This is a genomic window from Chitinophaga oryziterrae (genome assembly GCF_009758125.1).
Lineage (GTDB): Bacteria > Bacteroidota > Bacteroidia > Chitinophagales > Chitinophagaceae > Chitinophaga > Chitinophaga oryziterrae.
The window spans coordinates 243,939-265,302 of the sequence record NZ_WRXO01000004.1 but is presented as its reverse complement, the minus strand read 5'-3'; the positions used below and the strand labels follow the sequence as shown (position 1 = coordinate 265,302).

Below are 21,364 nucleotides of genomic sequence, written 5' to 3'. Positions count from 1 at the left end.
TAAGCAATTGGTTATAAATAAATTACAATAAATACGTCTCTGATAAAAAGATGGATTAGCGGTAATGCTAAAGCGATATTAGTCATAGGAGATAAATATATGGGACTAAAAAAAACAGGCTGTTCCAGTTTCCTGAAACAGCCTGTTTAAAAATATATTGTTTTATTCAGATCACATATCCGTCGGGAAGCACCACTCCGTTTTTCAATACCACGATGCCATCTTTCACAGCGTATAATTCGTAGTCGCCATCCGGCAAACGTTCGCCTACATTTATTTCTACGTTGTTGCCTATGCTGCAGTTCTTATCTACGATGGCGTTGTTGATGCGGCAGTTATTACCGATACCGATAGGTGGATGTCCTTTGGCTTTAGCCCTGGCAAGATCTTCCAGTGTCTGGTAATAATCACTACCCATTACATAGCTGTTGGTAATGGAAGAACCACTACCTATACGTGTACGTAATCCTACTACACAACGTTCCAGGTAACTGTCCGAAATGATACTGCCATCAGAGATGATGGTGTTCTTCAATGTACCGGAAATCTTTGCCGGAGGCAGCATACGTGCACGGGTATATATCGTTTTTGATTCGTCAAAAAGATTGAACTTAGGGATCTCGTCTGTGAGGCCCAGGTTCGCTTCCCAGAAAGAGCTGATATTTCCGATGTCTGTCCAGTAACCGGTGTACTGGTAACTTACCACTTTCATGTCTGCATTGATCGCGTACGGAATCAGTTCTTTACCAAAGTCGGTAGCAGCAGCCTGGTCATTCAGCAGATCGTACAGCGTCTGACGGCTGAAGATATAGATCCCCATACTGGCCAGGTAGTTCCTTCCTTCCTTCTGCATCTCTTCACTAACAGGAGAAGACCATGGGCCTAGTGCATCCTGTTTCGGCTTTTCTGTGAAGGAAGTGATCATGCCTTTGTTGTCTGTTTTCAGGATACCGAAATCAGAGGCATCTTTCGCGGTAACCGGGATGGTAGCGATAGATACTTCTGCCTGAGATTCGATATGATGCTGTAACATTTCGCGGAAGTCCATCTGGTATAGCTGGTCGCCCGAAAGGATCAGTACATATTCGTACTCAAAGTTCTCGATATGATGGAGGCATTGACGCACTGCATCCGCCGTTCCCTGGTACCAGGTGGGGTTATCAGGTGTCTGTTCTGCCGCCAGGATATCCACGAAGGCCTTGCTGAAATGACTGAATGAATACGTGTTTTTGATATGTTTGTTCAGCGAAGCTGAGTTAAATTGTGTCAGTACAAATATGCGGTTCATATCTGCATTCAGACAATTAGAAACGGGAATATCCACCAGGCGGTATTTACCAGCAACTGGCACGGCCGGTTTTGAACGGCGCCGTGTTAAGGGGTATAAGCGGGTACCGGAGCCGCCACCTAAGATAAGGGAGATAACTGCGTTAGACATATATTTGATTCTTTTGTTTCGGTTTTCTTACAAACTATTATACAATTTCAGATATTCTTCGGCTGCACTATCCCAGGAGTGATCCAGTTGCATGCAGTATTCCCTGATTTCCTGAAAAAGGGAATTATTGTGATACAGCACCATTGCCCTGGCTATTGCACTGCAGGCGTCCCATGCTGCAGGCTGTATGAACCGGATGCCAAATCCACCGGGGTCACCAAAATCAACGACGGTATCTTTTAATCCGCCTGTACTACGAACAATGGGTATCGTACCGTAACGCAATGCATACATCTGGTTAAGCCCACAGGGTTCTACCCTGGAAGGCATCAGGAGGAAATCACTACCCGCATAAATACGGTGGGCTAATCCCTCATTATATCCAAACTGCACATTGAAATTCTTACCTGTATAAATCTTTGTCTGCTGTAACGACCATTCTACATGTGAATCGCCGCTGCCTAACACTAAAAAATTAAGTTGCTTATGTTGTTCAAAGATTGAACGTCCAATGATCTCGGGTAACAGATCACCACCTTTTTCTCCTACCAGCCTTCCGATAAATGAGATTAATGGTAATGAGGGGTCGAGTCCAAACTCTTCACAAAGTTGCTGTTTTATTTCCTCTTTTGCTTTCAAAAATGTAAGCTCGTTATAATTAACCGGCAACATAGGATCGGTTGCCGGGTCCCAGACTACGGTATCAATTCCATTCAGGATACCCACGCCTTTACTCCTTTCACTGCTTAACAGGCTTTCCAGTCCATTTGCGTTGGTATACAGTTCTTCCAGGTAACTGGGCGATACTGTAGTGAAACGCCAGGCACATTTGACAGCTGCTGCCAACGGGTTAATCGCTCCTTCCCATCCCAGCAGACCAGCTTTCCAGAGATCAAATCCCGGTAAGCGGTACAACTGTTCCCATCCAAACTGGCCCTGGTACTGGGCATTATGTATCGTTAAAACTGTTGCAATATTCCGTAAACGTTCATACTTGTATCCGTAGCTGACCATAAAAGGGATCAGCCCTGTATGATGATCGTGGCAATGAATCACATCCGGGTGATGTACCCATTCATTCAGCCAGTCCAGCACTCCTACCTGGAATGCCAGGAAACGTTCCGTATCATTCCAGTGTCCGTAAACACCTTCCTTGTCAAGCAATCCCGGAATATCCAGGAGATACAGATCAAATCCAAGGGTATTGTGATCTTCCTTCCATACATTGACGTGGTACCAGTCGTGCCCCAGCCATGTCCCTCCCTGGTGGACCAGTTCGAATTCATGCGTGGCAAAAAACCTGGTCTTGTATGCGGGCATTACTACCTTCGCCACGCAGCCCGCCTGGGTCTGGTACTTGGGCAAGGCCCCCACTACATCCGCTAATCCTCCAACCTTTGCTATCGGATAACATTCTGCGCTAACGTGTAAAATCTCCATGCTTATCTGTTATGTCTGTTTCTTCAAATTACCTTGGAAAAAGCATATTACAAAGAAATGTCCAATTTTTCTTCAGTGGCCTCTACAGGCCTTTCCATACCTGATTTAAGTAGGGTAAGGCCTCACCGATCCAATCGTGTGGCTCACTCCCACACATGCAGATTATTCATCTATTAACGTGTACCCTTGGCAGTTTGATTGCTGGCCAATGAAGAAAATATTATAACTATGTGCATTTATACCACCAACTGGGGCAGGGAAACCACAATACGCGGGAAAAAGACAAAATACTTACCTTCGGAATATGGATTTTGGTCGCGTAGATCCGGCCCGGCTGGATGAAATAGATTTTAAGTTGCCGGCAGAACCGGCCTTCAATAAAACAGTTTTCAAGGGTACTCCTTTGAAGAAACCGCATGTGTACCTGGGCTGCTCCAAATGGGGCCGGAAGGAATGGATAGGTAAAATCTACCCTAAAGGCACAAAGGAAGCAGACTTCCCCGATCAGTACATGCATCATTTCAATACCATAGAACTCAATGCCACCCACTACAAGATCTATGGGGCGGATGTCATTGAAAAATGGGATGCCCGGGCCAAAGGGAAACACTTTAAGTTCTGCCCTAAAGTACCACAGTCTATCAGTCATTACAGTAACCTGATTAATACCGAAGCACAGACCACCGCCTTCCTGGAAGGTATCCTGGCTTTCCGGGATCACCTGGGACCTGTCTTTTTACAGCTGGGTGAGCGGTTCTCCCCAAACAGAAGGGATAACCTGTACAAGTACCTCGGGAGCCTTCCCCACGATCTTCAGTTCTTCCTGGAAGTACGTAACCCGGAATGGTTCAGCGATCTGTCCATACGTAAAGAGCTCTTCGATACCCTGCACAAACTGAAAGTAGGCGCCGTTATCACCGATACGGCCGGCCGCCGGGATTGCTGTCATATGCACATGCCTGTTGCCAAAGGATTCATCCGGTACGTGGGTAATGGTGCACATCCCACCGATTATACCCGTATAGACGACTGGATGAACCGTATTCATTACTGGCTGCAACATGGCTTAAAAGAGCTGTATTTCTTCATTCACGACATGGCCTTTTCTCCGGAAGTCGCTGTATATGTGGCAGATAAGCTAAAGGAGGTATGTGGTATTGAAGTGCCCCGTCCCCAGTTCCTCAACAGGCAAAGTACACTGTTCTGACAGAAGGAGATTGTTTCCCATCATTCTAAATATTACTTTTGAAGCCTGAAAAGGGAAGATTTAATTATGCGGAACAAGCTCAGTGAACTGGCCCATGATCTGGAGGGCATACTTTACGATGATGAAACCATGCGGACATTGTATGCCACGGATGCATCGGCCTACCGGGAAATGCCACTGGCAGTAGCTATTCCGGCCAATGAAAAAGATCTTAAAACACTCATCGCCTTTGCGCGTGCCAATAAAACCTCGCTTATCCCACGTACAGCAGGGACTTCCCTCGCTGGTCAGGTAGTAGGGAACGGGATCATCGTGGATGTTTCCCGCACCTTCACCAAAATACTGGAAATCAATACAGAAGAACATTGGGTACGGGTACAGCCCGGCGTGATCCGCGATGAACTGAATATGTTCCTCAAACCCTACGGGTTCTATTTCGGCCCGGAAACATCCACCGCCAACCGTGCTATGATAGGCGGGATGGTCGGGAATAACTCCTGTGGCTCCAATTCCGTTGTCTATGGCAGCACCCGCGAACACCTGCTGGAAGTAAAAGCCCTGCTCAGCGATGGCTCCGAAGCCGTATTCAACCAGATCAGTATCGACGAGTTTCACGCCCGCTGCGAACGGAACGACGGTACCCTGGAAACTGCTGTGTACAAACAGGTACGCAGCATGCTGAGCAACCACGCCAACCAGGAAGAGATCCGCAGGGAATTCCCCAAACCCAGCATCACCCGCCGTAACACCGGTTACGCGATAGACCTGCTGCTGGAAACCGCGCCTTTTACCGCGGGTAAGGACGACTTCAACTTCTGCCGCCTCATCGCTGGTTCTGAAGGTACGCTGGCGCTCATCACAGAAATAAAACTGCATTTCGATCCCCTGCCTCCCAAAGAGACAGGCTTGTTATGCGTCCACTTCAATAACATAGACGAATCACTGAGAGCCAATATTATTGCCATGCAATATAAACCCAGCGCCAGTGAACTGATCGATCATTACATCCTCGAATGCACAAAGGATAATATCCAGCAAAGCCAGAACCGCTTCTTTGTTCAAGGCGATCCCGGCGCTATCCTGGTAGTGGAATTCTGCCGGGATACCCGCGAAGCCATTACCGAAATCGCCAACCGCCTGATACTGGACCTGCAAAACGCCGGACTGGGATACCATTTCCCGCTGTTATTCGGAGAAGATACCAAGAAGATCTGGACACTGCGTAAAGCCGGACTGGGCCTTCTCAGTAACCTGCCCGGTGATGAAAAAGCAGTGCCCGTTATTGAGGATACGGCTGTTGATATCGAAGACCTGCCCGATTTTATCCGGGACTTCAACGATATCTTAAAAACACATAACCTCTATTGCGTACACTACGCCCACGCAGGCAGCGGGGAAATCCACCTGCGCCCTATCATCAACCTGAAAACAGTTGAAGGCAATAAACTCTTCCATACCATCGCCGCGGAAATTGCTACCCTCGTTAAAAGATACAAGGGATCTCTCAGCGGTGAACATGGGGACGGCCGCCTTCGCGGTGAGTTCATCCACCAGATGATAGGTGATAAAAACTACGAACTCCTCAAACAGGTTAAATACACCTGGGACCCGGAAAATATCTTCAATCCGCATAAGATCGTAGATACGCCTAGTATGAACAGTATGTTACGCTATGAACCGGGACAAAAACCACCGCCTTTAAAAACGGTGTTTCATTTCCCGGAACAAACCATGCTGCAACATGCAGAACAATGCAACGGCTCCGGCGACTGCCGCAAGACAGAACTCAGTGGTGGTACCATGTGCCCCAGTTACATGGCTACCCGCAATGAAAAGGATACTACCCGTGCAAGAGCGAATATCCTGCGTGAATTCCTGACGCATTCCAACAAAGAAAACCGCTTTGATCATAAAGAAATCTACGATGTACTGGACCTCTGCCTGGCCTGTAAAGGTTGTAAATCAGAGTGTCCTTCCAACGTAGATATGGCCAAACTGAAAATGGAATTCCTTCAGCATTATCAGGATGCGAACGGTGTCTCTTTCAGGGCAAGACTGATCACCAACTATACAAGGTTGAACGGCCTGGCCACAATAGCGCCCGGCATTTACAACTGGATGATCAATACGCCTTTCACCGGTAACCTGATCAAAAAAACTTCCGGATTTGCACTGAAACGCTCTCTTCCTGAATTACAGGATACCACCCTCAGAAGCTGGTACCGCAAACAATGGCCCGCACAGAAATCCAGACTACCTGCTGCGACTAAACCGGTATACCTTTTCTGCGACGAATTCACCAACTTCAATGATACCCATATCGGTATCAAAACGGTACAGCTATTGCATAAACTGGGCTATGAAGTCACTATCATCAATCACCCGGAAAGCGCACGTGCATGGATGTCTAAAGGCTTACTGAGAAAGGCCCGCAATTTTGCGGAAGAGAACGTGCGTATATTCAGCGCCGTTATCAACGATAATGTTCCTTTACTAGGTGTAGAACCTTCTGCTATCCTCAGTTTCCGGGATGAATACCCCGATCTTGTACGGGAAGAGCTGAGAGCTGCTGCCAAAGAATTAGCAAAGAATGTATTCCTGGTAGATGAATTTATCAGCAATGAGATCTCAAAAGGAAACATCAATAAAGCCTTATTTACAACAGAGAAAAGAAGTATAAAATTACACGGGCATTGCCAGCAAAAAGCATTGTCCTCTGCCCTGCACAGTAAAAATATATTGTCCCTGCCACAGAACTATTCTGTAGAAGTCATCCCTTCCGGATGTTGTGGTATGGCGGGTTCTTTCGGGTACGAAAAAGAACATTACGACCTCTCTATGCAGATAGGAGAACTGGTATTGTTCCCGGCCGTACGCAATGCTACTTCAGAAACAATTATTGCTGCTCCCGGCACCAGTTGCAGGCACCAGGTAAAAGACGGTACCGGCCGGAAAGCTTTACATCCCATTGAAATCCTACACGACGCATTAATATAAGTATAAGCGGAATAATTCCGCTTATACATTGTTACCCAACATTTAAAAGAAGTAATATTTTGTAATATTAAAATAATTAATATCTTTGCGGAGAGAAACCTGGTATGTCGTTGTCCCGAATTATAACCTATGACCCGATTATACAACCTATAATATACACTCAATTTCATGAAACAATTAGCATTAGGCCTGCTTGCTGCAGCACTGTTTTTTACTGCCTGTTCGAAAGATGACGACAAAACAACAACTCCAACGACCGGAGGTTCCTTTTCCTTTAATGACACGACCGTAGTAGCCAACAATGGTTACCTGTTTCAGTATGGTGTGAACGATCTGGCGCTGGCGTTTACAGATGTAGTATTGTCAGATACATTGAAGGGCAAAGTGAGTGCCGTTGGTTTTGATCTGGATACACTGATATCTGGCCAGACTTACACTTACTTATCCCATAATTCTGTATCATATAATAAAACCAAAAACTTCAGTGATGCATATGCCTATTACAAATCTGAATGGGTAGATGGAGATATTGATGGAACAACCGGTCGTATTCTTGATGGCATCACATCTGGTACAGTAACATACACTAAGAACGGAGATGCTTATTCCATTACTTATTCTTTCGTATTCCCTACCGGTAAACTGACTGGTAAGTACGATGGTAAATTAGAATTACGTAAATAATAACAAACTACTTCATGAAAAAATTAGCATTCGCTGTACTTGCGACGGTACTGTTCTTTGCTGCATGTAAAAAAGACGAGGACAAATCAACTCCTGCTGTAACCGGAGGTTCCTTTTCATTTAATGATACTACCGCAATAGTCAATAACGGCTACCTGTATAAGTACGGTGTGAATGAAGGATATTCATTAGCATTTGCAGATTCAGTATTAACAGATACTTTGAAAGGTAAGGTATCTGCATTAAGTATTGATCTTGATACACTGATATCCGGACAGACTTATACCTACTTATCCGATGATTCTGCATCATATGATAAAACCAAAAACTTCAATGATGCTACAGTCTTTTACAAATATCAATGGGAAGATACAAATCTGGATCCAGCGTCCGGACGTTTCTTTGATGGCATTACATCTGGTACGCTGACCTGCACGAAGAATGGTGACAATTATTCCATTACCTATACTTTGGTCTACCCTACGGGTAAAGTAACCGGTATGTACAATGGTAAATTAGAATTACGTAACCAGCAATAAAAAAAGCTGGTGGCATTACTGCTACCAGCTTTTTGACTATCCTTTAAAAAAGGAAAAATAATCCATTACGGGTGATGGCACCTGTGATGGATTATTCCATTTATAGCCTGATCGTTTCAGGCAGGTATTTTGCGATCAACGCTTCGTAATATGGTTTCAGTTCCGATATTACGGGCGGCTTCGGGCTTTTCGAATAGAGATCATAAGGATTGAATTTCTTTACCCACTCAAACATCTCCCTGTCATGATCATTCATCAGGTGTTCATAAGAATGTTCCCTGTGCTGTGCATAAAAGGAGTGATAACGGATCATATATAAAGCCGGTTCCGGCAGGTAATCTTTCATGATCTGGTACAGATACTCGTCATGCCCCCAGGATAAGTCCACATTATTCAATCCGCAGTTGGGTTCATATACCCCGTATTTGGTATTATAACGTTCATCTTTACTATCCGGGTTATCTGCAAAGAACTCAGGATATACGATCTTATCTGAGAAGCTGCAACCTACCGGGAAGGTATCTCCTACCACTGCCCATTGCGGTTCTCCGAACAGGCATAATACTTTACCCATATCGTGTAAGAAGCCAGTCAGCACGAACCAGTCGGGATGACCATCAGCACGGATCGCTTCTGCGGTCTGCAACAGGTGCTGCAACTGGTCCAGTTCTATATCAGGGTCGGAATCATCTACTAATGTATTGAGGAACTCCATCGCTTTCCATACCGGCATTTCCTTACGGCTGAACTGCAGAAAATCTTTCTTCTTTTCCTGCACAAAGTCGTAGGTCTGGTATTTGTGATTAAGACGGTAAAACTCCCGCACAGTATCCCTTACAGGACTTTCATAATTGCGGAACTCTTCTTTACTCTTGGCTGGCTGGTCTGCTTCCGGGTAGCGAAGTACAACATCATCTTCCCAATCTTCAATACTCTGTAGTGGATTGATCTCCTTCCCGGAAAAGTTATTTGCATTCATTGTTCGTGGATTTTGTACCCTGAATTTACAAATTACAATCGATTTCAACAAATGAAAAAAAGGACTTTTTATTTTATCTTATTAGCTCCTGAAGAGCTTCGGAACGGCTCCTGAAGAGCTTCTGACAGGCTCTTGAAGAGGATTATCCTACGTTTATCCTACGTTAAAAGACGTAGGATAAACGTAGGATAATCCTCTTCAAGAGCCGTTTTATTCCTGTTCAATTACTATTTCGCTAATATTGAAGTGTCGTTAGCAACATGTTTGTAGAACAGATTAAAACAACAGAACACAGACTCCGGAGCTATCTTTTGGATCTCTTACCAGAAAACGGTATATAAAGCTGTCAATATCCCTATGATGAGTACACTTCCTACTACAAATGCAGTGGAAGGCTTAAACATACTATTATCGATGATCAGCACTCTTTCCTGATGTTTACTGTTCACATCCAGTAACGTAACTACTGCCATCAGCACTATCAGGAACACAAACACAATAGACATCCTGTTCAGAAAAGCAAAATCAGGGAACAGCCCGTCTGTCCACATTGGCAGGAACTTCAGCACGGTAGATAACGGGATGGTCAGCGCCGCTCCCAACAACGCTGCGGTGGAGGTAGTCCGCTTCCAGCAGAAGCCCATCAGGAAGATGGCCAGTACGCCCGGTGCAATGAACCCTACGTACTCCTGTATGAACTGGTAAGCCTGGTCAAGGTTACGCAAAGCCGGCGCTACCAGGCTGGCGATCACCATAGAGATGATCACGGCAACACGCCCGGTACGGACCAGGTGTTTCTCAGAAGCATTTTTATTAAAATACTGCCGATAAATATCCAAAGAGAAAATCGTAGAGATACTATTGGCCTTCCCTGCCAGCGAAGCCACAATAGCTGCTGTAAGTGCCGCAAAAGCCATCCCTTTCACACCGGGAGGCAGCAGGTTCAGCAAAGTAGGATAGGCATGATCGGGCTTCACAACGCCGGACGCATCCAGCATCTCATGATTAAACACCCCTTGCTGGTACAGCACGAACGCTGTAATACCAGGCAACACCGCAATTACCGGGATCAGCAGTTTCAGGAAAGCTGCAAAGAGGATCCCGCTGCGGGCGGTTTTAAGGTCGGCACCCAGCGCACGCTGTGTAATATACTGGTTACAACCCCAGTAGCTGAGATTATTCACCCACATCCCTCCTATCAACACAGATAATCCGGGCAGATCTTTATAATAAGGATGAGAAGGCGGGAAGATCATATGAAAATGTGTGTCTGCCTTTTCACGGATCAGCGCTAATCCCTTCCATACGTTGTCCCCATAGCCAAAATGATTTGACACCATGTTGAGGGCCAGGTAAGTAGTTACCAGTCCGCCGGCAATCAGCACAAACACCTGGATCACGTCCGTATAGCCTATCACCTTCATACCACCCAGCGTTACCACCACAGCGAAGACTGCCAGTCCGGTTATACATAACCCGAAGTCAATCCCCGAAACGGACGATATCGCCAGTGCCCCCAGGTAAATAATAGAGGTAAGGTTCACAAAAACGTATACCAGCAGCCAGAAGACCGCCATTATAGTACTAACAGTAGCATTATACCTTTGTTTCAGAAACTGCGGCATGGTGTAAATCCTGTTTTTCAGGTACACCGGTATAAAAAACAACGCCACTATTATCAGCGTAGCCGCCGACATCCATTCATAAGTAGAGATGGCCAGTCCCAGGGCAAAACCCGATCCGGACATCCCGATAAAATGTTCTGCAGAGATATTGGAAGCGATCAGGGATGCCCCGATAGCCCACCATGTGAGAGAACCTTCCGCAAGGAAGAAGTCTTTCGAACTCGTAATAACCGATCTTTTCCTCTGATAAATATAATAGCCATACGATGCGACCACTACGAAATAAATAAGAAAAACGAAGTAGTCTAAAGCCTGTAAATGATTCATAACGCGCTAAAGTTAATAAGTGGAACTTGAGTTTCGTTAAAATAATTAAATAATCTCATAAATTATTACTTTGATCTTTTCTTTTATATTTACCATAGATTATGCTGGAAGTAGACAAAAAGGACGCGAATTTATTGCAGAAAGCCATCTCTGAGTGGGAAAAGAATGCATTGATCACCCCTCAACAGGCCAATGATCTGCAAAAGACATGGCGTGTGCGGGAGGCCGACTGGCAAGCGATTACACTCTATATCTTCATTGCCGCTATTTCCTGTGCTTTGATGGCCTTTGGCTCCCTGGTACTGGATGAGAAGTGGATTGAAGTACTGAGGCTGAAATTCTCTTTAAATGATGGCATTATTGCCACCTTATTTGCCGGTCTTACTGTCTTTTTATGCCTGCATGGTTACAGAAGGCAGCACCGGCACCCTGCTTATTCTTTAAACAGGGAGCTTTTCTGGTTATTACCGGTTCTCAGCATAGGCGTCAGCGTAGTATACCTGGGCAAAAGCCTGTCTTACCTGAATGGTAATTATGGAGCATTCTGGTTGCTGGCCACTGTCTGTTACGGAATATTGGCCGTTATCCTGTCTTCCAGGTTATTATGGTCGGCCACATTACTTTGCTTCATCCCCGCCTATGTAAAACTCACTTACTTCATTACGGCTGATAAACCTTATTTCCTGGGCATGAACCTCCCCTGCCGTATGTTCCTGCTGGCAATGATCATGCTGGGAGTGGACCTGATTTTCCGTAACATTAAAAAGTACAAACGGGTAGAGGATATCACCTGGGTAGGTGGCTGGTTATTATTGTTATTATCCGGCTGGCTCATTTCCATTTTCGGTAACAGCGGCACCTGGGATGAATGGCAGCATGTGCGGCAGGTACAGTTACTCTGGTGGGTAGCCGCCTTTACGATATTATGTGTGATAACGTTATTGATCGGGATTAAAACGCAGGACAGTGTGGTGAGGGATATCAGTGTCCTCTTCCTGTTACTCGATATGTACACCCGTTATTTTGAATACCTGTGGGACCGTACCCATAAAGGATTATTCTTTGCTATCCTGGCAGTATCATTCTGGTGGATAGGGAAATTATTAGAGCGAAGAATGAGAAAAAAGAACTCCGTGGAAGAAAATACGACCACGGAGTTATAAGATTAATCAACGCGGCTCACTACTTCCACTTCCTGCATCTGGTATCTTTTGGTATCATGGAAACTCCAGTCGTAATTGGCAGTGATCCATGAGCGCAGCACAGCTATGAAACGTTCCAGTTCTCTATCTGTTTCAGCGCCAAAAGAGGGCAGTAATTTTTCCAGTGCAGTGAACAGTTTTACCTCCTCATCATGCATGCGTACCGTTTCATTTACAGCATCCTGCAAAGACAGGTTCCTTTCATGTTCCAGTACCAGAACAAGGTTATGTACATCGCCCTGTCTGGCTTCTTTAGCACAGGAGAAAATGTCATTGCTCCAGCATACAATATTATTGCAGGCCAGTTCCAGACGTTGTACGATAAAATGCTGCAAAACATGTGCAGGCAGGTATATTCTTTCGATGATCTCTATTGCTTCCACATCAGCAAACAATGCACCTGTGTAAGGACGCATGGTGACATACTCTGCAACTGTTGGCGTAGCGCCTGCGGCCCGGTTACCCGCTTCCCAATGGCAGGAAGTAAAGTATTCTTCCATGCTGCGTATAAAACGTTGTTGCCAGGCAGGGCTGCCTATCTGTTGCATCCTTTGCCAGATATCCGCAAAGCTGTTACCCAATACGGTATCTACATGTTTGTTATGTTTCAGGATATCCATAAAGCCATCCGTGATCGCTTCCAGGTACACCGCTTTTTTACCCAGTTGCGCTTCGTCGCACTGGTCATCCAGCATAAACAGCCAGGTATTAAAATTGGCAATGATGCATAATTCATGCAGTTCCGCCTGTGGGAAAGCACGGGCAGCCAGCCATGCAAAGCGCGACCTGTTAAAACGGGTTAATGCTTCCGGGGTGTTCATAAATCCTGCAGCCTGTACCCATTGGAGATTTTGTGCGTTTGCGGCCTCTACATGTGGGTTAATGAGAGATGGGAACGGATATTTAATCCGAGGCAGAATGATCGTTGGCATAAGTGAAAATTGTGGGTTAAATGTTGATTATCCGAGCGTTTGAATGTTTGAATTTATTCAACCTTTCAGATCGTCAAAACTCAAACCGTCAGGCGCTCAATTACTCTGGGAAAAGCCAGCTGAAACCAGCTGGTGAATTGAGAGGGTTCTGCTTCTAACAGCCGGGTTACTGCTGTTATACTCATATACCGGTAGTCGTTTACTTCTGTTGGATCCGGGTTAATGATCCCATTGTAAATACCGGACAATACATGGTCGTATTCATGCTCAATAAGACCATTACCGAATGCTGTACGATAAGTAAATTGAAATAATCCTGTAAGCGCACAGTCGAATCCCATTTCTTCAAACAGCCGCCTGTGTGCTGCTGTTTCTACCGTTTCTCCCGGTAAGGGATGACTGCAACAGGTATTGGTCCACAGACCACCTGAATGATACTTATCGAGCGCCCGCTGCTGCAGCAGCATTTCTCCTTTATCATTCATTACAAACACCGAAAAAGCCCTGTGTAACACGCCTTTACGGTGCGCTTCCATCTTTTCCATTACGCCTGTAGCTTCATCCTGTTCATTAACTAAAATAACCTGTGCTTCCATACTATAAACAAATATACTTGTTCAATTTAAGTAAACGAATTCCGGCTGGCATAGCCCCCCTTCAATAGTAACAACTTAACGTTGCCGGAGGAGAATGAATTGTAGTCATAAAAGTTCTTTTAAATGAGTTAATCTGACAGGAGTTTCAATATCCGGGTATAACAGGGATAACAAGTAGAGATAGGGCTAAAATGAGTCGGCCTTAAATTACGAATTAATTTGTTCATTTTATCTTTCCGCACCACCTATTCTCCGCAGCGTAATCCGAACGATTTGAACTTTAATGTATATTTGCACCCTATGGCAGAAGATCTGAGCATTATTCAAGGCGATAAAATTGCAGCATATAAATCAATAATTCCTCAAATAAAGGCATTGGTAGAGGGTGAACCGGACCTTGTTGCAAACCTTGCCAATACTGTTGCAGCATTAAAGGAACAGTTTGGATGGTTTTGGGTAGGGTTCTATCTTGTAAAAGGAGATGAGCTGGTACTGGCCCCCTTCCAGGGACCCGTTGCCTGTACGCGCATAAAGAAAGGTCGTGGTGTATGTGGCAGCAGTTGGGCAGAAGCACGCACACTGATTGTTCCTGATGTGGAAGCTTTCCCTGGTCATATTGCCTGTAGCAGCCTTTCCAAATCCGAAATTGTTGTTCCGGTTATACGCCATGGACAGGTAACAGGCGTATTGGATGTAGATAGCGAACATCTCAACTATTTTGATGAAACAGACCAGCAATTTCTAGAAGAACTGATTGCAGGCCTGGATTTTGCAGTATAACAGCATTTCCAATACAGTACTATGTTTTTTTTCCGCAAAAAATCAGAGAATAATACGGCCGTTGTCCCTTTCCTTGCCGGCATTGAAACAGATCTGCACTCTCACCTGATACCAGGTGTGGATGATGGTGTGCAGGACCTTGAAACGTCCATACACTTCATCGAAACACTGCATTCCCTGGGCATAAAAAAAGTGATCACCACTCCTCATATCATGATGGACAGGTACCCCAATTCAGTAGAAACCCTTAGTACTCCCTATAAAAGCGTACAGGAAAAACTGCTGGAAAATAACCTGGGCATCCAGTTTCAGCATGCCGCAGAATATTACATGGATGAATATTTTGAAGAGCTGATGAAAAAGCCCCTGCTTACCCTCAACGGTGAACTGCTGCTGGTAGAGATCTCTTTTATGAGTGCACCGCCTCAACTGCCTCAATGGCTCTTTGAGCTGCAGGCACAGGGTTATCGTCCCATCCTGGCTCACCCGGAGCGATATAACTACTATCACAACCAATTAGAAGAATATAAAACCTTCAAACAACGGGGTTGCTACCTGCAGGTAAACCTGCTTTCCCTTACCGGTTATTATGGCCGGCATATCCAGAAAGTAGCTGAATGGCTGATAGAACACCAGCTCGTTGACTTCATCGGTACGGACCTGCACCATGAAAAACACCTGAGCGCTATTCTTTCGATTGCTAAAGACAAAAAACTGGTAAAACTGCTGGAAGTATATCCTTTTAAAAATAATATACTCACACATTTACCCCAGACAATAAAGTAAGAAATCTGCTGTTAAAATTCTATTTTTACAAAATGAATACCATTGTACCGCAAAAAGGGCTGGAAAACAGCCATATAGCTATTATAGGATTAGGTTATGTCGGTTTACCTCTTGCTATTGAATTCGCCAAAAAGTACAAAGTACTTGGCTTTGATATCAATGAAGATCGTGTAAAAGAACTGAGTAAAGGACAAGACAGGACCAAAGAGGCCAATATTGAAGACCTTAGTAAGGTCATCAGTATCAGAAAAGAACCAGGCGCAGACAAGGGCCTGCTGTTTTCCTCTGACAAAGCCGCCCTGAAAGACTACAATATCTTCATTGTTACAGTTCCAACACCTATCAACGAATATAAATCCCCGGACCTCAGACCATTAATTAATGCGTCTACTATGCTGGGCAGTATCCTGAAAGCAGGGGACATTGTGATATATGAGTCTACCGTATACCCTGGTTGTACGGAAGATGACTGTGTACCTGTGCTGGAAAAGGTGTCCGGCCTGAAATTCAATAAGGATTTCTTTGCCGGTTATTCTCCCGAGCGTATCAATCCGGGGGATAAAGTAAATACCCTTACAAAGATCAAAAAGGTAACCAGCGGATCAACCCCTGAAATTGCGGCCAAAGTCGATGCATTATATGCCTCAATTATAGAAGCAGGTACGCACAAAGCCTCCAGTATAAAAGTGGCAGAAGCGTCCAAAGCGATTGAGAATGCCCAGCGCGATATCAACATCTCCTTTGTAAATGAACTGGCACTTATATTTGACCGTATCGGTATTGATACCAACGACGTGATAGAAGCGGCAGGAACAAAGTGGAACTTCCTGAAATACAAGCCAGGATTGGTAGGCGGCCATTGCATAGGCGTTGATCCTTATTATCTTGCCCATAAAGCGGAATCCCTGGGATATCATCCGCAGGTAATCCTTTCCGGAAGAAGGGTGAATGACCATATGGGCAATTTTGTTGCGAATAAGATCGTAAAGCTCATGATTGAAAAGGACCACAAGATCAAGGGGTCCAAAATACTGATCATGGGGATTACCTTTAAAGAAAACTGCCCGGATGTGCGTAATACAAGGGTGGTAGACATTTACCATGAGTTAAAGCAATTCGGAACAGATGTTACGATCTATGATCCCTGGGCAGATCCTAAAGAAGTAGCACACGAATACGGGCTGGAAATCGTAACAAAGCTAAAAGATGATGAGATCTATGATGGGATCATTATCGCGGTGGCACATAAAGAGTTCCTCACCTTTGATTATAAAAAGTATAAACGTAATAATGGGGTCATTTTCGATACCAAAGCCTGTGTAGACAGGAACATTGTTGATTGCCGTCTGTAAACTGACATGAAAATGAGTGGCTATTGTATATTAAGATTCCTTATATAGTTAAAAATATATGTATATTTGACTGGCATTATTAATCTAGTGCCGGGATGCCTATGAAACAATCTTTTATTTGCTTAGCTACGCTAACATTGTTATTTGCGGCCTGTAAAAAGGATGACTCATCTACTACCATCACTCCCACTCCGGTTACAAAGTATTTACAGAGTACTATTGCTACCAATGGGGACAGTACTTCGATAGAGTTTAACATGGATAAATCAGTGTACAGGTATCTTACCTTTGGTGAGAATCCTTCTGCAACGCTCCCTTCGTATACATCAGGGATGATCGTTACAATCGATTTTACTACGGATCTTTTGCTGAATAATATCTACCAGCGTCAGGGCATTACTTTCAATGATCTGGGCCTGCCCAGCGTGATCAGTTCTTATGATTCAGCAGGATCCTTAATTGGTGTGGATTCCCTGGGATATAATACAGATAAGAAACTGGCCATGCTCTATCACGCTGAAAAAGATGCTGGTACGAACCAGGAAAAACTCCTTTACTCATATGAATACACCTGGGATATAAAGGGTAATATCATCAAACGGGTAATGGTTGCCTATGCGTTGGATAATGCCAGCTCCATTACGACTTACACCTATGATGATAAAATTAACCCGGCCCCGAAGGTACTGGGTTACTATCTTGTTAAATTTAATGTAGAAGACCTGGCAGGTTTACTCTCTGCTAATAACCTGCTGACATACGCATCTCATAATCCTTTTACGGATATAAGCACTACTGTCAACAATACTTATCAGTATGATGCCGATGATTATCCGGCAGTTATGACGTTGAGAACAACAACAATGAAAGGCAATCAGGCAGCAGTTACAGACTCGGTTGTTATGCAAGCGCACTATGGTAAATAGATGTTACCACCTATAATATTTAAAAAGAACTGGTATATATACTGGTTCTTTTTTGTTTTATCACATTTTTCCTTTCTATAGATACATTGTAACCCAGAATTATTTAATAACTTTACCTCAGCATATGCCTTAAAAAACCCCATATCTTTCTTAAAAAAACCTCCCTTAGATTGTTATTATTCCTGGTACACCCTATAAAACGGGGCATTAAAGATATGTCCGTTACAAGCCATTATTAAGATTACACCTTTGTAAAGTATTCCTGTAAAGCTGCTAATAACATGCACGCGGTTTTACGAGAAAAAACCATGTACCGATGAACACACCTTACAATGAAGTTTTAGGGTTCAGTGAGCCAGCCCAACTCAAAATTTTGCTATTAACAGGTGACTCTGCGATGCTGCGCAAATTCCGTCAGCTGTTAACCCCACAGTATACGTTATTGGTTGCCAACACAGTTGCAGAAGGTATCGCGCACGGTTATAACGATCAGCCTGATATGATTTTATGCGACTCTATGATGCACGACACCACCGGGTACCAGTTCCTGATCACGCTCAGGAATGATCCCGTGTTGAAACACACACCCTTTATCCTTTTCAGCAGACCTAATGGCCCGGCCAATATGCGGAAAGGAATGAACCTGGGTGCAGATGATTTCCTGGTAGCTCCGTTTAGCGGAGAAGAATTACTGAAAAGTATACAGTCGAGACTCAGCAGGTTTTATCATATCCGCGATACCTATCACGCTACCTCAAGAGAACTTGTTTCAGCCGGAGATATAAATACCCTGCCTGTCAATGACAGATTGAGTAAAACGGAATCAAAAATACTGGATATGATTGCCAGAGGTATGAGCAGCAGGGATATTGCGTCTTATCAGTGCATCAGTGTAAGAACAGTAGACAATCACAGGCACAATATTACCAAGAAACTGCAGCTTTCAGGACCCAATGCGCTGGTAAAGTTTGCTATAGGATATGCCGGGGCTATGGGTAGATAATGTGTTCTTTTACAATCCCCAGTTTTTTCATTCTCGCTTCCAGCGTAGTTGGCTTTATGTCTAAAATATCAGCTGCTCCATGTGGGCCTCGTATCCTGCCATTACAATATTTCAGTACGCGGATAATTGCTTCCCGTTCTGCATCTGCCAGAGAAAGCAAAGGCGGCGGAGAGGTGTCCGATGCCTTGATCTGCTGACGATCGGGCGCTGTAATTGTAATGGTAGGTGATGTGGCAGAAAAGCGCAGCTATGGATACAAGGTCTATATGCTTAACAGCTTTGCCATATTTACTGGCCGCCTTCTCCGCAAAATACCGGAGCAATAACGGGATGTCTTCTTTCCTTTCTCTTAATGCCGGCAAGTCCCCCGTCCGCCATCTCAATGATGCGCCCTGCCGGGTTCGATAGCCTGCTTGTGGCCTTCCGTGGTACGGTAATAGCGGCGGGCGTACTATTAACCTTCTGTAATGATAGCATGCAGTTACACCTGGCAGCAACACATGAAAACCGTCTGCAGGATGCACCTTTAAAATTATTATTGCTGAAACCGCTTTATTTGGAAAATCACTAGGCATGCAATATCTGCACCTGGGTGGTATAGCAGACAAAACAGAAGCACTGTTCGCTGCTAAGGCAATCTGCCCCGATATTTATCCGGGTTTCAAATCATGGAATGTTAGCACTGCTAACATATTAATTCCTCAAGACAGTTGTGACTTCGGGCAAAAACTTTTAATAGCCGTTTAATAATAAACGCCGGATGGTACTGACCATCCGGCGTTTCGCTATAAATAAGTTTGAATAATAAGCAAAAAAAAACGGCCAACCATGAATGGAAAGCCGGTCTTTCATCCATTGTTTGTTAACCCCAGCTGCTGATCTTTTTTATTCCGATTGAGCAGCTGGGGCTACCCTTACAATGTTTGTTATGCAATATTAATAAATTGATACGTACAAAGTTGTTAACCCTTGGTTAACGGTGATTTATTATTCGTGTTATATAAATTACCGGTAAGGATTAGGAGTCCTTACGATGACGTAAGCTTTTATAACATCACCGTGCTAAACAATTATTAGTTAATCAGTAACAAAGAAAATATCAGTGTCTCCATTATAAATAATTTCACACCTGGTCTAATATCTCAATGTCAAATTCATCTATCAAAAAATCTCCATTCGAAAAATTAATTATCAACTTTATACTATCGGGCTGATTGCGTTCCCTTATTCGCCCACTCCAAACAATGATCTTTACATTATTCGAAATAATAAAAGCTCCCGGATATGGTTTTGTTGTAGCTCTTACCAATCGATCAACTTCTTCCACTTTCATTTCATATTTCATCTCTCCATCTGCAGGCGTCCTTCCCTCCCAAATAGTAGCTTTGGATTCATCCTGCTTCATCAAGTTGATTGTACCTTCTAATAATTTCGGGTAAATATTTTTTATTAATGTCGCATGAGCTTCATTTACTTTCTTATATAAGCTCGTAGCTGTTTCAGATTGATCAATATCGATAATCTCCTGTCCTATAATATCTCCTGTATCTACACCTTTATCCATTTTAAACATGGTAACTCCTGTTTCCTGAAGATTCTTCATAATGGCCCAGGGAATGGAAGCTCTCCCACGACCAACAGGTAATAAAGTCGGATGCATACCAATACATCCATTTTTTGGAGCTTTTAATAAATCATACGAAGCAATTTGTGACCATCCAATTATAAATAACCAGTCAATATCATGTTTTCGGACAGCATCAATAACTTCTATATCATTAACATGATTAATCTTCAAAAGTTCAACGTCTTCCCGCTTACTAATATCATCAAGATAAATACGGCCTGATTTCTGCCGTGCTTTATTATCATGCAATGTAATTAACAGATCCAATTTGCCCCCACTCTGATAAATACTTTCAATGCATGAAAGACCCAATTGTACACATGTAACAAATCCAAATTTCATAATCTAATTAATTAATAAGTAGGCGGTTTTTTGGTAAGATAAACAAACGTCTTCAAGATTACTTTCAAATCCATACTAATAGAAATATCAGCAGCATACTCTCCGTCAAACCTGGCTTTTTGCTCTTCTGGCATAAAATCGTAAGCATTTACCTGTGCCCATCCTGTTAAACCCGGCCGACAATCTAAAGCCCCATTCTCTCTTCTCATTTCGATAAGATTCGTTTGAGAGGGAATCGGTGGTCTTGGCCCAACTATACTCATATCACCTTTCAGGATATTAAATAGCTGGGGCAATTCATCAATATTGGTACGACGAATAATTTTCCCAAAAGGAGTGATCTTCAATTTATCGGTTTCCCTGGATTGAACATTTGGTGTATTCACCGGCATACTTCTGAACTTGAAGAATAAAAAAATCCTTCCATTTTTACCGACCCTTTTCTGTTTAAACACAATCGGACCAAAATCCTGAAAATAAATAATCAATCCACAAACCAGGATAATTGGAGACAATCCAATTAAGGCTAAAATTGTAATAGAAATATCGATACTTCTTTTAATAAAACTCCTATACATAAAA

Annotated in this window: 22 protein-coding genes and 1 pseudogene; 13 read left to right on the top strand and 10 right to left on the bottom strand. The window is 43.8% G+C overall.

The features are described 5' to 3' along the window. Positions 1–166: 166 nt before the first annotated feature. Positions 167–1,438, bottom strand: coding sequence for a glucose-1-phosphate adenylyltransferase (locus GO495_RS16105; protein WP_157300744.1), 1,272 nt, complete (start codon positions 1,436–1,438; stop codon positions 167–169). A gap of 27 nt (positions 1,439–1,465) precedes the next feature. Beyond that, entirely contained in the window at positions 1,466–2,878 is a 1,413-nt protein-coding gene (locus GO495_RS16100; protein WP_157300743.1) for a glycogen synthase, read from the bottom strand. A 304-nt stretch (positions 2,879–3,182) separates the two neighbouring features. Here GO495_RS16100 and GO495_RS16095 point away from each other — a divergent pair, with 304 nt between their 5' ends. The 4 genes from GO495_RS16095 to GO495_RS16080 all read left to right on the top strand — a co-directional run bounded on the left by GO495_RS16095 (position 3,183) and on the right by GO495_RS16080 (position 8,305). Beyond that, positions 3,183–4,085, top strand: coding sequence for a DUF72 domain-containing protein (locus GO495_RS16095; protein WP_157300742.1), 903 nt, complete (start codon positions 3,183–3,185; stop codon positions 4,083–4,085). Between the two features lie 66 nt (positions 4,086–4,151). Continuing rightward, positions 4,152–7,082: an FAD-binding and (Fe-S)-binding domain-containing protein gene (locus GO495_RS16090; protein ID WP_157300741.1), complete on the top strand. Its 2,931-nt coding sequence runs from the start codon at positions 4,152–4,154 to the stop codon at positions 7,080–7,082. A gap of 168 nt (positions 7,083–7,250) precedes the next feature. Then, positions 7,251–7,766, top strand: coding sequence for a hypothetical protein (locus tag GO495_RS16085; RefSeq protein WP_157300740.1), 516 nt, complete (start codon positions 7,251–7,253; stop codon positions 7,764–7,766). 14 nt (positions 7,767–7,780) lie between these two features. After that, entirely contained in the window at positions 7,781–8,305 is a 525-nt protein-coding gene (locus tag GO495_RS16080; RefSeq protein ID WP_157300739.1) for a hypothetical protein, read from the top strand. A gap of 100 nt (positions 8,306–8,405) precedes the next feature. Here GO495_RS16080 and GO495_RS16075 read toward each other — a convergent pair whose 3' ends face one another. Then, a complete protein-coding gene (locus GO495_RS16075; RefSeq protein WP_157300738.1) occupies positions 8,406–9,284 on the bottom strand; it encodes an inositol oxygenase family protein in 879 nt (292 codons plus the stop codon). Positions 9,285–9,604: 320 nt separating this feature from the next. Continuing rightward, positions 9,605–11,236 carry a sodium/sugar symporter gene (locus GO495_RS16070; RefSeq protein ID WP_157300737.1) on the bottom strand — a complete coding sequence of 544 codons (1,632 nt, stop codon included), beginning with the start codon at positions 11,234–11,236 and terminating at the stop codon, positions 9,605–9,607. Positions 11,237–11,337: 101 nt separating this feature from the next. Between GO495_RS16070 and GO495_RS16065 the strand changes: the two genes are divergently transcribed. Then, entirely contained in the window at positions 11,338–12,399 is a 1,062-nt protein-coding gene (locus tag GO495_RS16065; RefSeq protein WP_157300736.1) for a hypothetical protein, read from the top strand. Between the two features lie 2 nt (positions 12,400–12,401). Here GO495_RS16065 and GO495_RS16060 read toward each other — a convergent pair whose 3' ends face one another. Both GO495_RS16060 and idi read right to left on the bottom strand, forming a co-directional pair. After that, the gene (locus GO495_RS16060; protein ID WP_157300735.1) at positions 12,402–13,370 is read right to left on the bottom strand and encodes a (-)-gamma-cadinene synthase; all 969 of its coding nucleotides are present in this window, start codon (positions 13,368–13,370) and stop codon (positions 12,402–12,404) included. A gap of 80 nt (positions 13,371–13,450) precedes the next feature. Further along, positions 13,451–13,966 carry an isopentenyl-diphosphate Delta-isomerase gene (gene idi, locus GO495_RS16055; RefSeq protein ID WP_157300734.1) on the bottom strand — a complete coding sequence of 172 codons (516 nt, stop codon included), beginning with the start codon at positions 13,964–13,966 and terminating at the stop codon, positions 13,451–13,453. 300 nt (positions 13,967–14,266) lie between these two features. On the opposite strand from idi, the gene GO495_RS16050 reads away from it, so the two are divergent. From GO495_RS16050 to GO495_RS16030, 5 genes are all read left to right on the top strand, one after another. After that, positions 14,267–14,746, top strand: a complete 480-nt coding sequence (locus GO495_RS16050; RefSeq protein WP_157300733.1) for a GAF domain-containing protein — start codon at positions 14,267–14,269, stop codon at positions 14,744–14,746. 21 nt (positions 14,747–14,767) lie between these two features. Next, positions 14,768–15,532: a tyrosine-protein phosphatase gene (locus GO495_RS16045; protein ID WP_157300732.1), complete on the top strand. Its 765-nt coding sequence runs from the start codon at positions 14,768–14,770 to the stop codon at positions 15,530–15,532. Between the two features lie 32 nt (positions 15,533–15,564). Next, positions 15,565–16,884, top strand: a complete 1,320-nt coding sequence (locus GO495_RS16040; protein ID WP_205691278.1) for a nucleotide sugar dehydrogenase — start codon at positions 15,565–15,567, stop codon at positions 16,882–16,884. A 95-nt stretch (positions 16,885–16,979) separates the two neighbouring features. Further along, entirely contained in the window at positions 16,980–17,810 is an 831-nt protein-coding gene (locus GO495_RS16035) for a hypothetical protein (RefSeq protein WP_157300731.1), read from the top strand. Between the two features lie 316 nt (positions 17,811–18,126). After that, positions 18,127–18,813 (top strand): response regulator transcription factor, encoded by a 687-nt coding sequence (locus tag GO495_RS16030; protein ID WP_157300730.1) that lies wholly within the window; start codon positions 18,127–18,129, stop codon positions 18,811–18,813. Here GO495_RS16030 and GO495_RS32725 read toward each other — a convergent pair. After that, positions 18,800–18,907 carry a hypothetical protein gene (locus GO495_RS32725; RefSeq protein WP_420808921.1) on the bottom strand — a complete coding sequence of 36 codons (108 nt, stop codon included), beginning with the start codon at positions 18,905–18,907 and terminating at the stop codon, positions 18,800–18,802. The genes GO495_RS16030 and GO495_RS32725 overlap by 14 nt on opposite strands. Between GO495_RS32725 and GO495_RS32190 the strand changes: the two genes are divergently transcribed. Beyond that, positions 18,870–19,010 carry a hypothetical protein gene (locus GO495_RS32190; RefSeq protein ID WP_240915246.1) on the top strand — a complete coding sequence of 47 codons (141 nt, stop codon included), beginning with the start codon at positions 18,870–18,872 and terminating at the stop codon, positions 19,008–19,010. The genes GO495_RS32725 and GO495_RS32190 overlap by 38 nt on opposite strands. A 54-nt stretch (positions 19,011–19,064) precedes the next feature. On the opposite strand, the pseudogene GO495_RS32815 reads toward GO495_RS32190, so the two are convergent. After that, positions 19,065–19,175: pseudogene (locus tag GO495_RS32815) on the bottom strand (AAA-type ATPase lid domain-containing protein); the annotation flags it as partial. Between GO495_RS32815 and GO495_RS16020 the strand changes: the two are divergent. Both GO495_RS16020 and GO495_RS16015 read left to right on the top strand, forming a co-directional pair. Continuing rightward, entirely contained in the window at positions 19,166–19,384 is a 219-nt protein-coding gene (locus GO495_RS16020) for a hypothetical protein (RefSeq protein ID WP_157300729.1), read from the top strand. The pseudogene GO495_RS32815 and the gene GO495_RS16020 overlap by 10 nt on opposite strands. Positions 19,385–19,386: 2 nt before the next feature. Next, the gene (locus tag GO495_RS16015) at positions 19,387–19,560 is read left to right on the top strand and encodes a hypothetical protein (protein WP_157300728.1); all 174 of its coding nucleotides are present in this window, start codon (positions 19,387–19,389) and stop codon (positions 19,558–19,560) included. Positions 19,561–19,936: 376 nt separating this feature from the next. Here GO495_RS16015 and GO495_RS16010 read toward each other — a convergent pair whose 3' ends face one another. Continuing rightward, the gene (locus GO495_RS16010; RefSeq protein ID WP_157300727.1) at positions 19,937–20,782 is read right to left on the bottom strand and encodes a formyltransferase family protein; all 846 of its coding nucleotides are present in this window, start codon (positions 20,780–20,782) and stop codon (positions 19,937–19,939) included. 11 nt (positions 20,783–20,793) lie between these two features. Next, a complete protein-coding gene (locus GO495_RS16005) occupies positions 20,794–21,360 on the bottom strand; it encodes a sugar transferase (protein WP_157300726.1) in 567 nt (188 codons plus the stop codon). Positions 21,361–21,364: the final 4 nt, after the last annotated feature.

Excerpts from the sequence above, each read along its gene's own strand:
- GO495_RS16015 (WP_157300728.1), top strand. The coding sequence starts at position 19,387 with ATGCAATATCTGCACCTGGGTGGTATAGCAGACAAAACAGAAGCACTG.
- GO495_RS32190 (WP_240915246.1), top strand. The coding sequence starts at position 18,870 with ATGTCTAAAATATCAGCTGCTCCATGTGGGCCTCGTATCCTGCCATTA.
- GO495_RS16075 (WP_157300738.1), bottom strand. The coding sequence starts at position 9,284 with ATGAATGCAAATAACTTTTCCGGGAAGGAGATCAATCCACTACAGAGT.
- GO495_RS16070 (WP_157300737.1), bottom strand. The coding sequence starts at position 11,236 with ATGAATCATTTACAGGCTTTAGACTACTTCGTTTTTCTTATTTATTTC.
- GO495_RS16080 (WP_157300739.1), top strand. The coding sequence starts at position 7,781 with ATGAAAAAATTAGCATTCGCTGTACTTGCGACGGTACTGTTCTTTGCT.
- GO495_RS16050 (WP_157300733.1), top strand. The coding sequence starts at position 14,267 with ATGGCAGAAGATCTGAGCATTATTCAAGGCGATAAAATTGCAGCATAT.
- GO495_RS16100 (WP_157300743.1), bottom strand. The coding sequence starts at position 2,878 with ATGGAGATTTTACACGTTAGCGCAGAATGTTATCCGATAGCAAAGGTT.
- GO495_RS16020 (WP_157300729.1), top strand. The coding sequence starts at position 19,166 with ATGCCGGCAAGTCCCCCGTCCGCCATCTCAATGATGCGCCCTGCCGGG.
- GO495_RS16030 (WP_157300730.1), top strand. The coding sequence starts at position 18,127 with ATGAACACACCTTACAATGAAGTTTTAGGGTTCAGTGAGCCAGCCCAA.
- GO495_RS16035 (WP_157300731.1), top strand. The coding sequence starts at position 16,980 with ATGCCTATGAAACAATCTTTTATTTGCTTAGCTACGCTAACATTGTTA.
- GO495_RS16105 (WP_157300744.1), bottom strand. The coding sequence starts at position 1,438 with ATGTCTAACGCAGTTATCTCCCTTATCTTAGGTGGCGGCTCCGGTACC.
- GO495_RS16005 (WP_157300726.1), bottom strand. The coding sequence starts at position 21,360 with ATGTATAGGAGTTTTATTAAAAGAAGTATCGATATTTCTATTACAATT.
- GO495_RS16060 (WP_157300735.1), bottom strand. The coding sequence starts at position 13,370 with ATGCCAACGATCATTCTGCCTCGGATTAAATATCCGTTCCCATCTCTC.
- idi (WP_157300734.1), bottom strand. The coding sequence starts at position 13,966 with ATGGAAGCACAGGTTATTTTAGTTAATGAACAGGATGAAGCTACAGGC.
- GO495_RS16065 (WP_157300736.1), top strand. The coding sequence starts at position 11,338 with ATGCTGGAAGTAGACAAAAAGGACGCGAATTTATTGCAGAAAGCCATC.
- GO495_RS16090 (WP_157300741.1), top strand. The coding sequence starts at position 4,152 with ATGCGGAACAAGCTCAGTGAACTGGCCCATGATCTGGAGGGCATACTT.
- GO495_RS16045 (WP_157300732.1), top strand. The coding sequence starts at position 14,768 with ATGTTTTTTTTCCGCAAAAAATCAGAGAATAATACGGCCGTTGTCCCT.
- GO495_RS16095 (WP_157300742.1), top strand. The coding sequence starts at position 3,183 with ATGGATTTTGGTCGCGTAGATCCGGCCCGGCTGGATGAAATAGATTTT.
- GO495_RS16010 (WP_157300727.1), bottom strand. The coding sequence starts at position 20,782 with ATGAAATTTGGATTTGTTACATGTGTACAATTGGGTCTTTCATGCATT.
- GO495_RS16040 (WP_205691278.1), top strand. The coding sequence starts at position 15,565 with ATGAATACCATTGTACCGCAAAAAGGGCTGGAAAACAGCCATATAGCT.
- GO495_RS16085 (WP_157300740.1), top strand. The coding sequence starts at position 7,251 with ATGAAACAATTAGCATTAGGCCTGCTTGCTGCAGCACTGTTTTTTACT.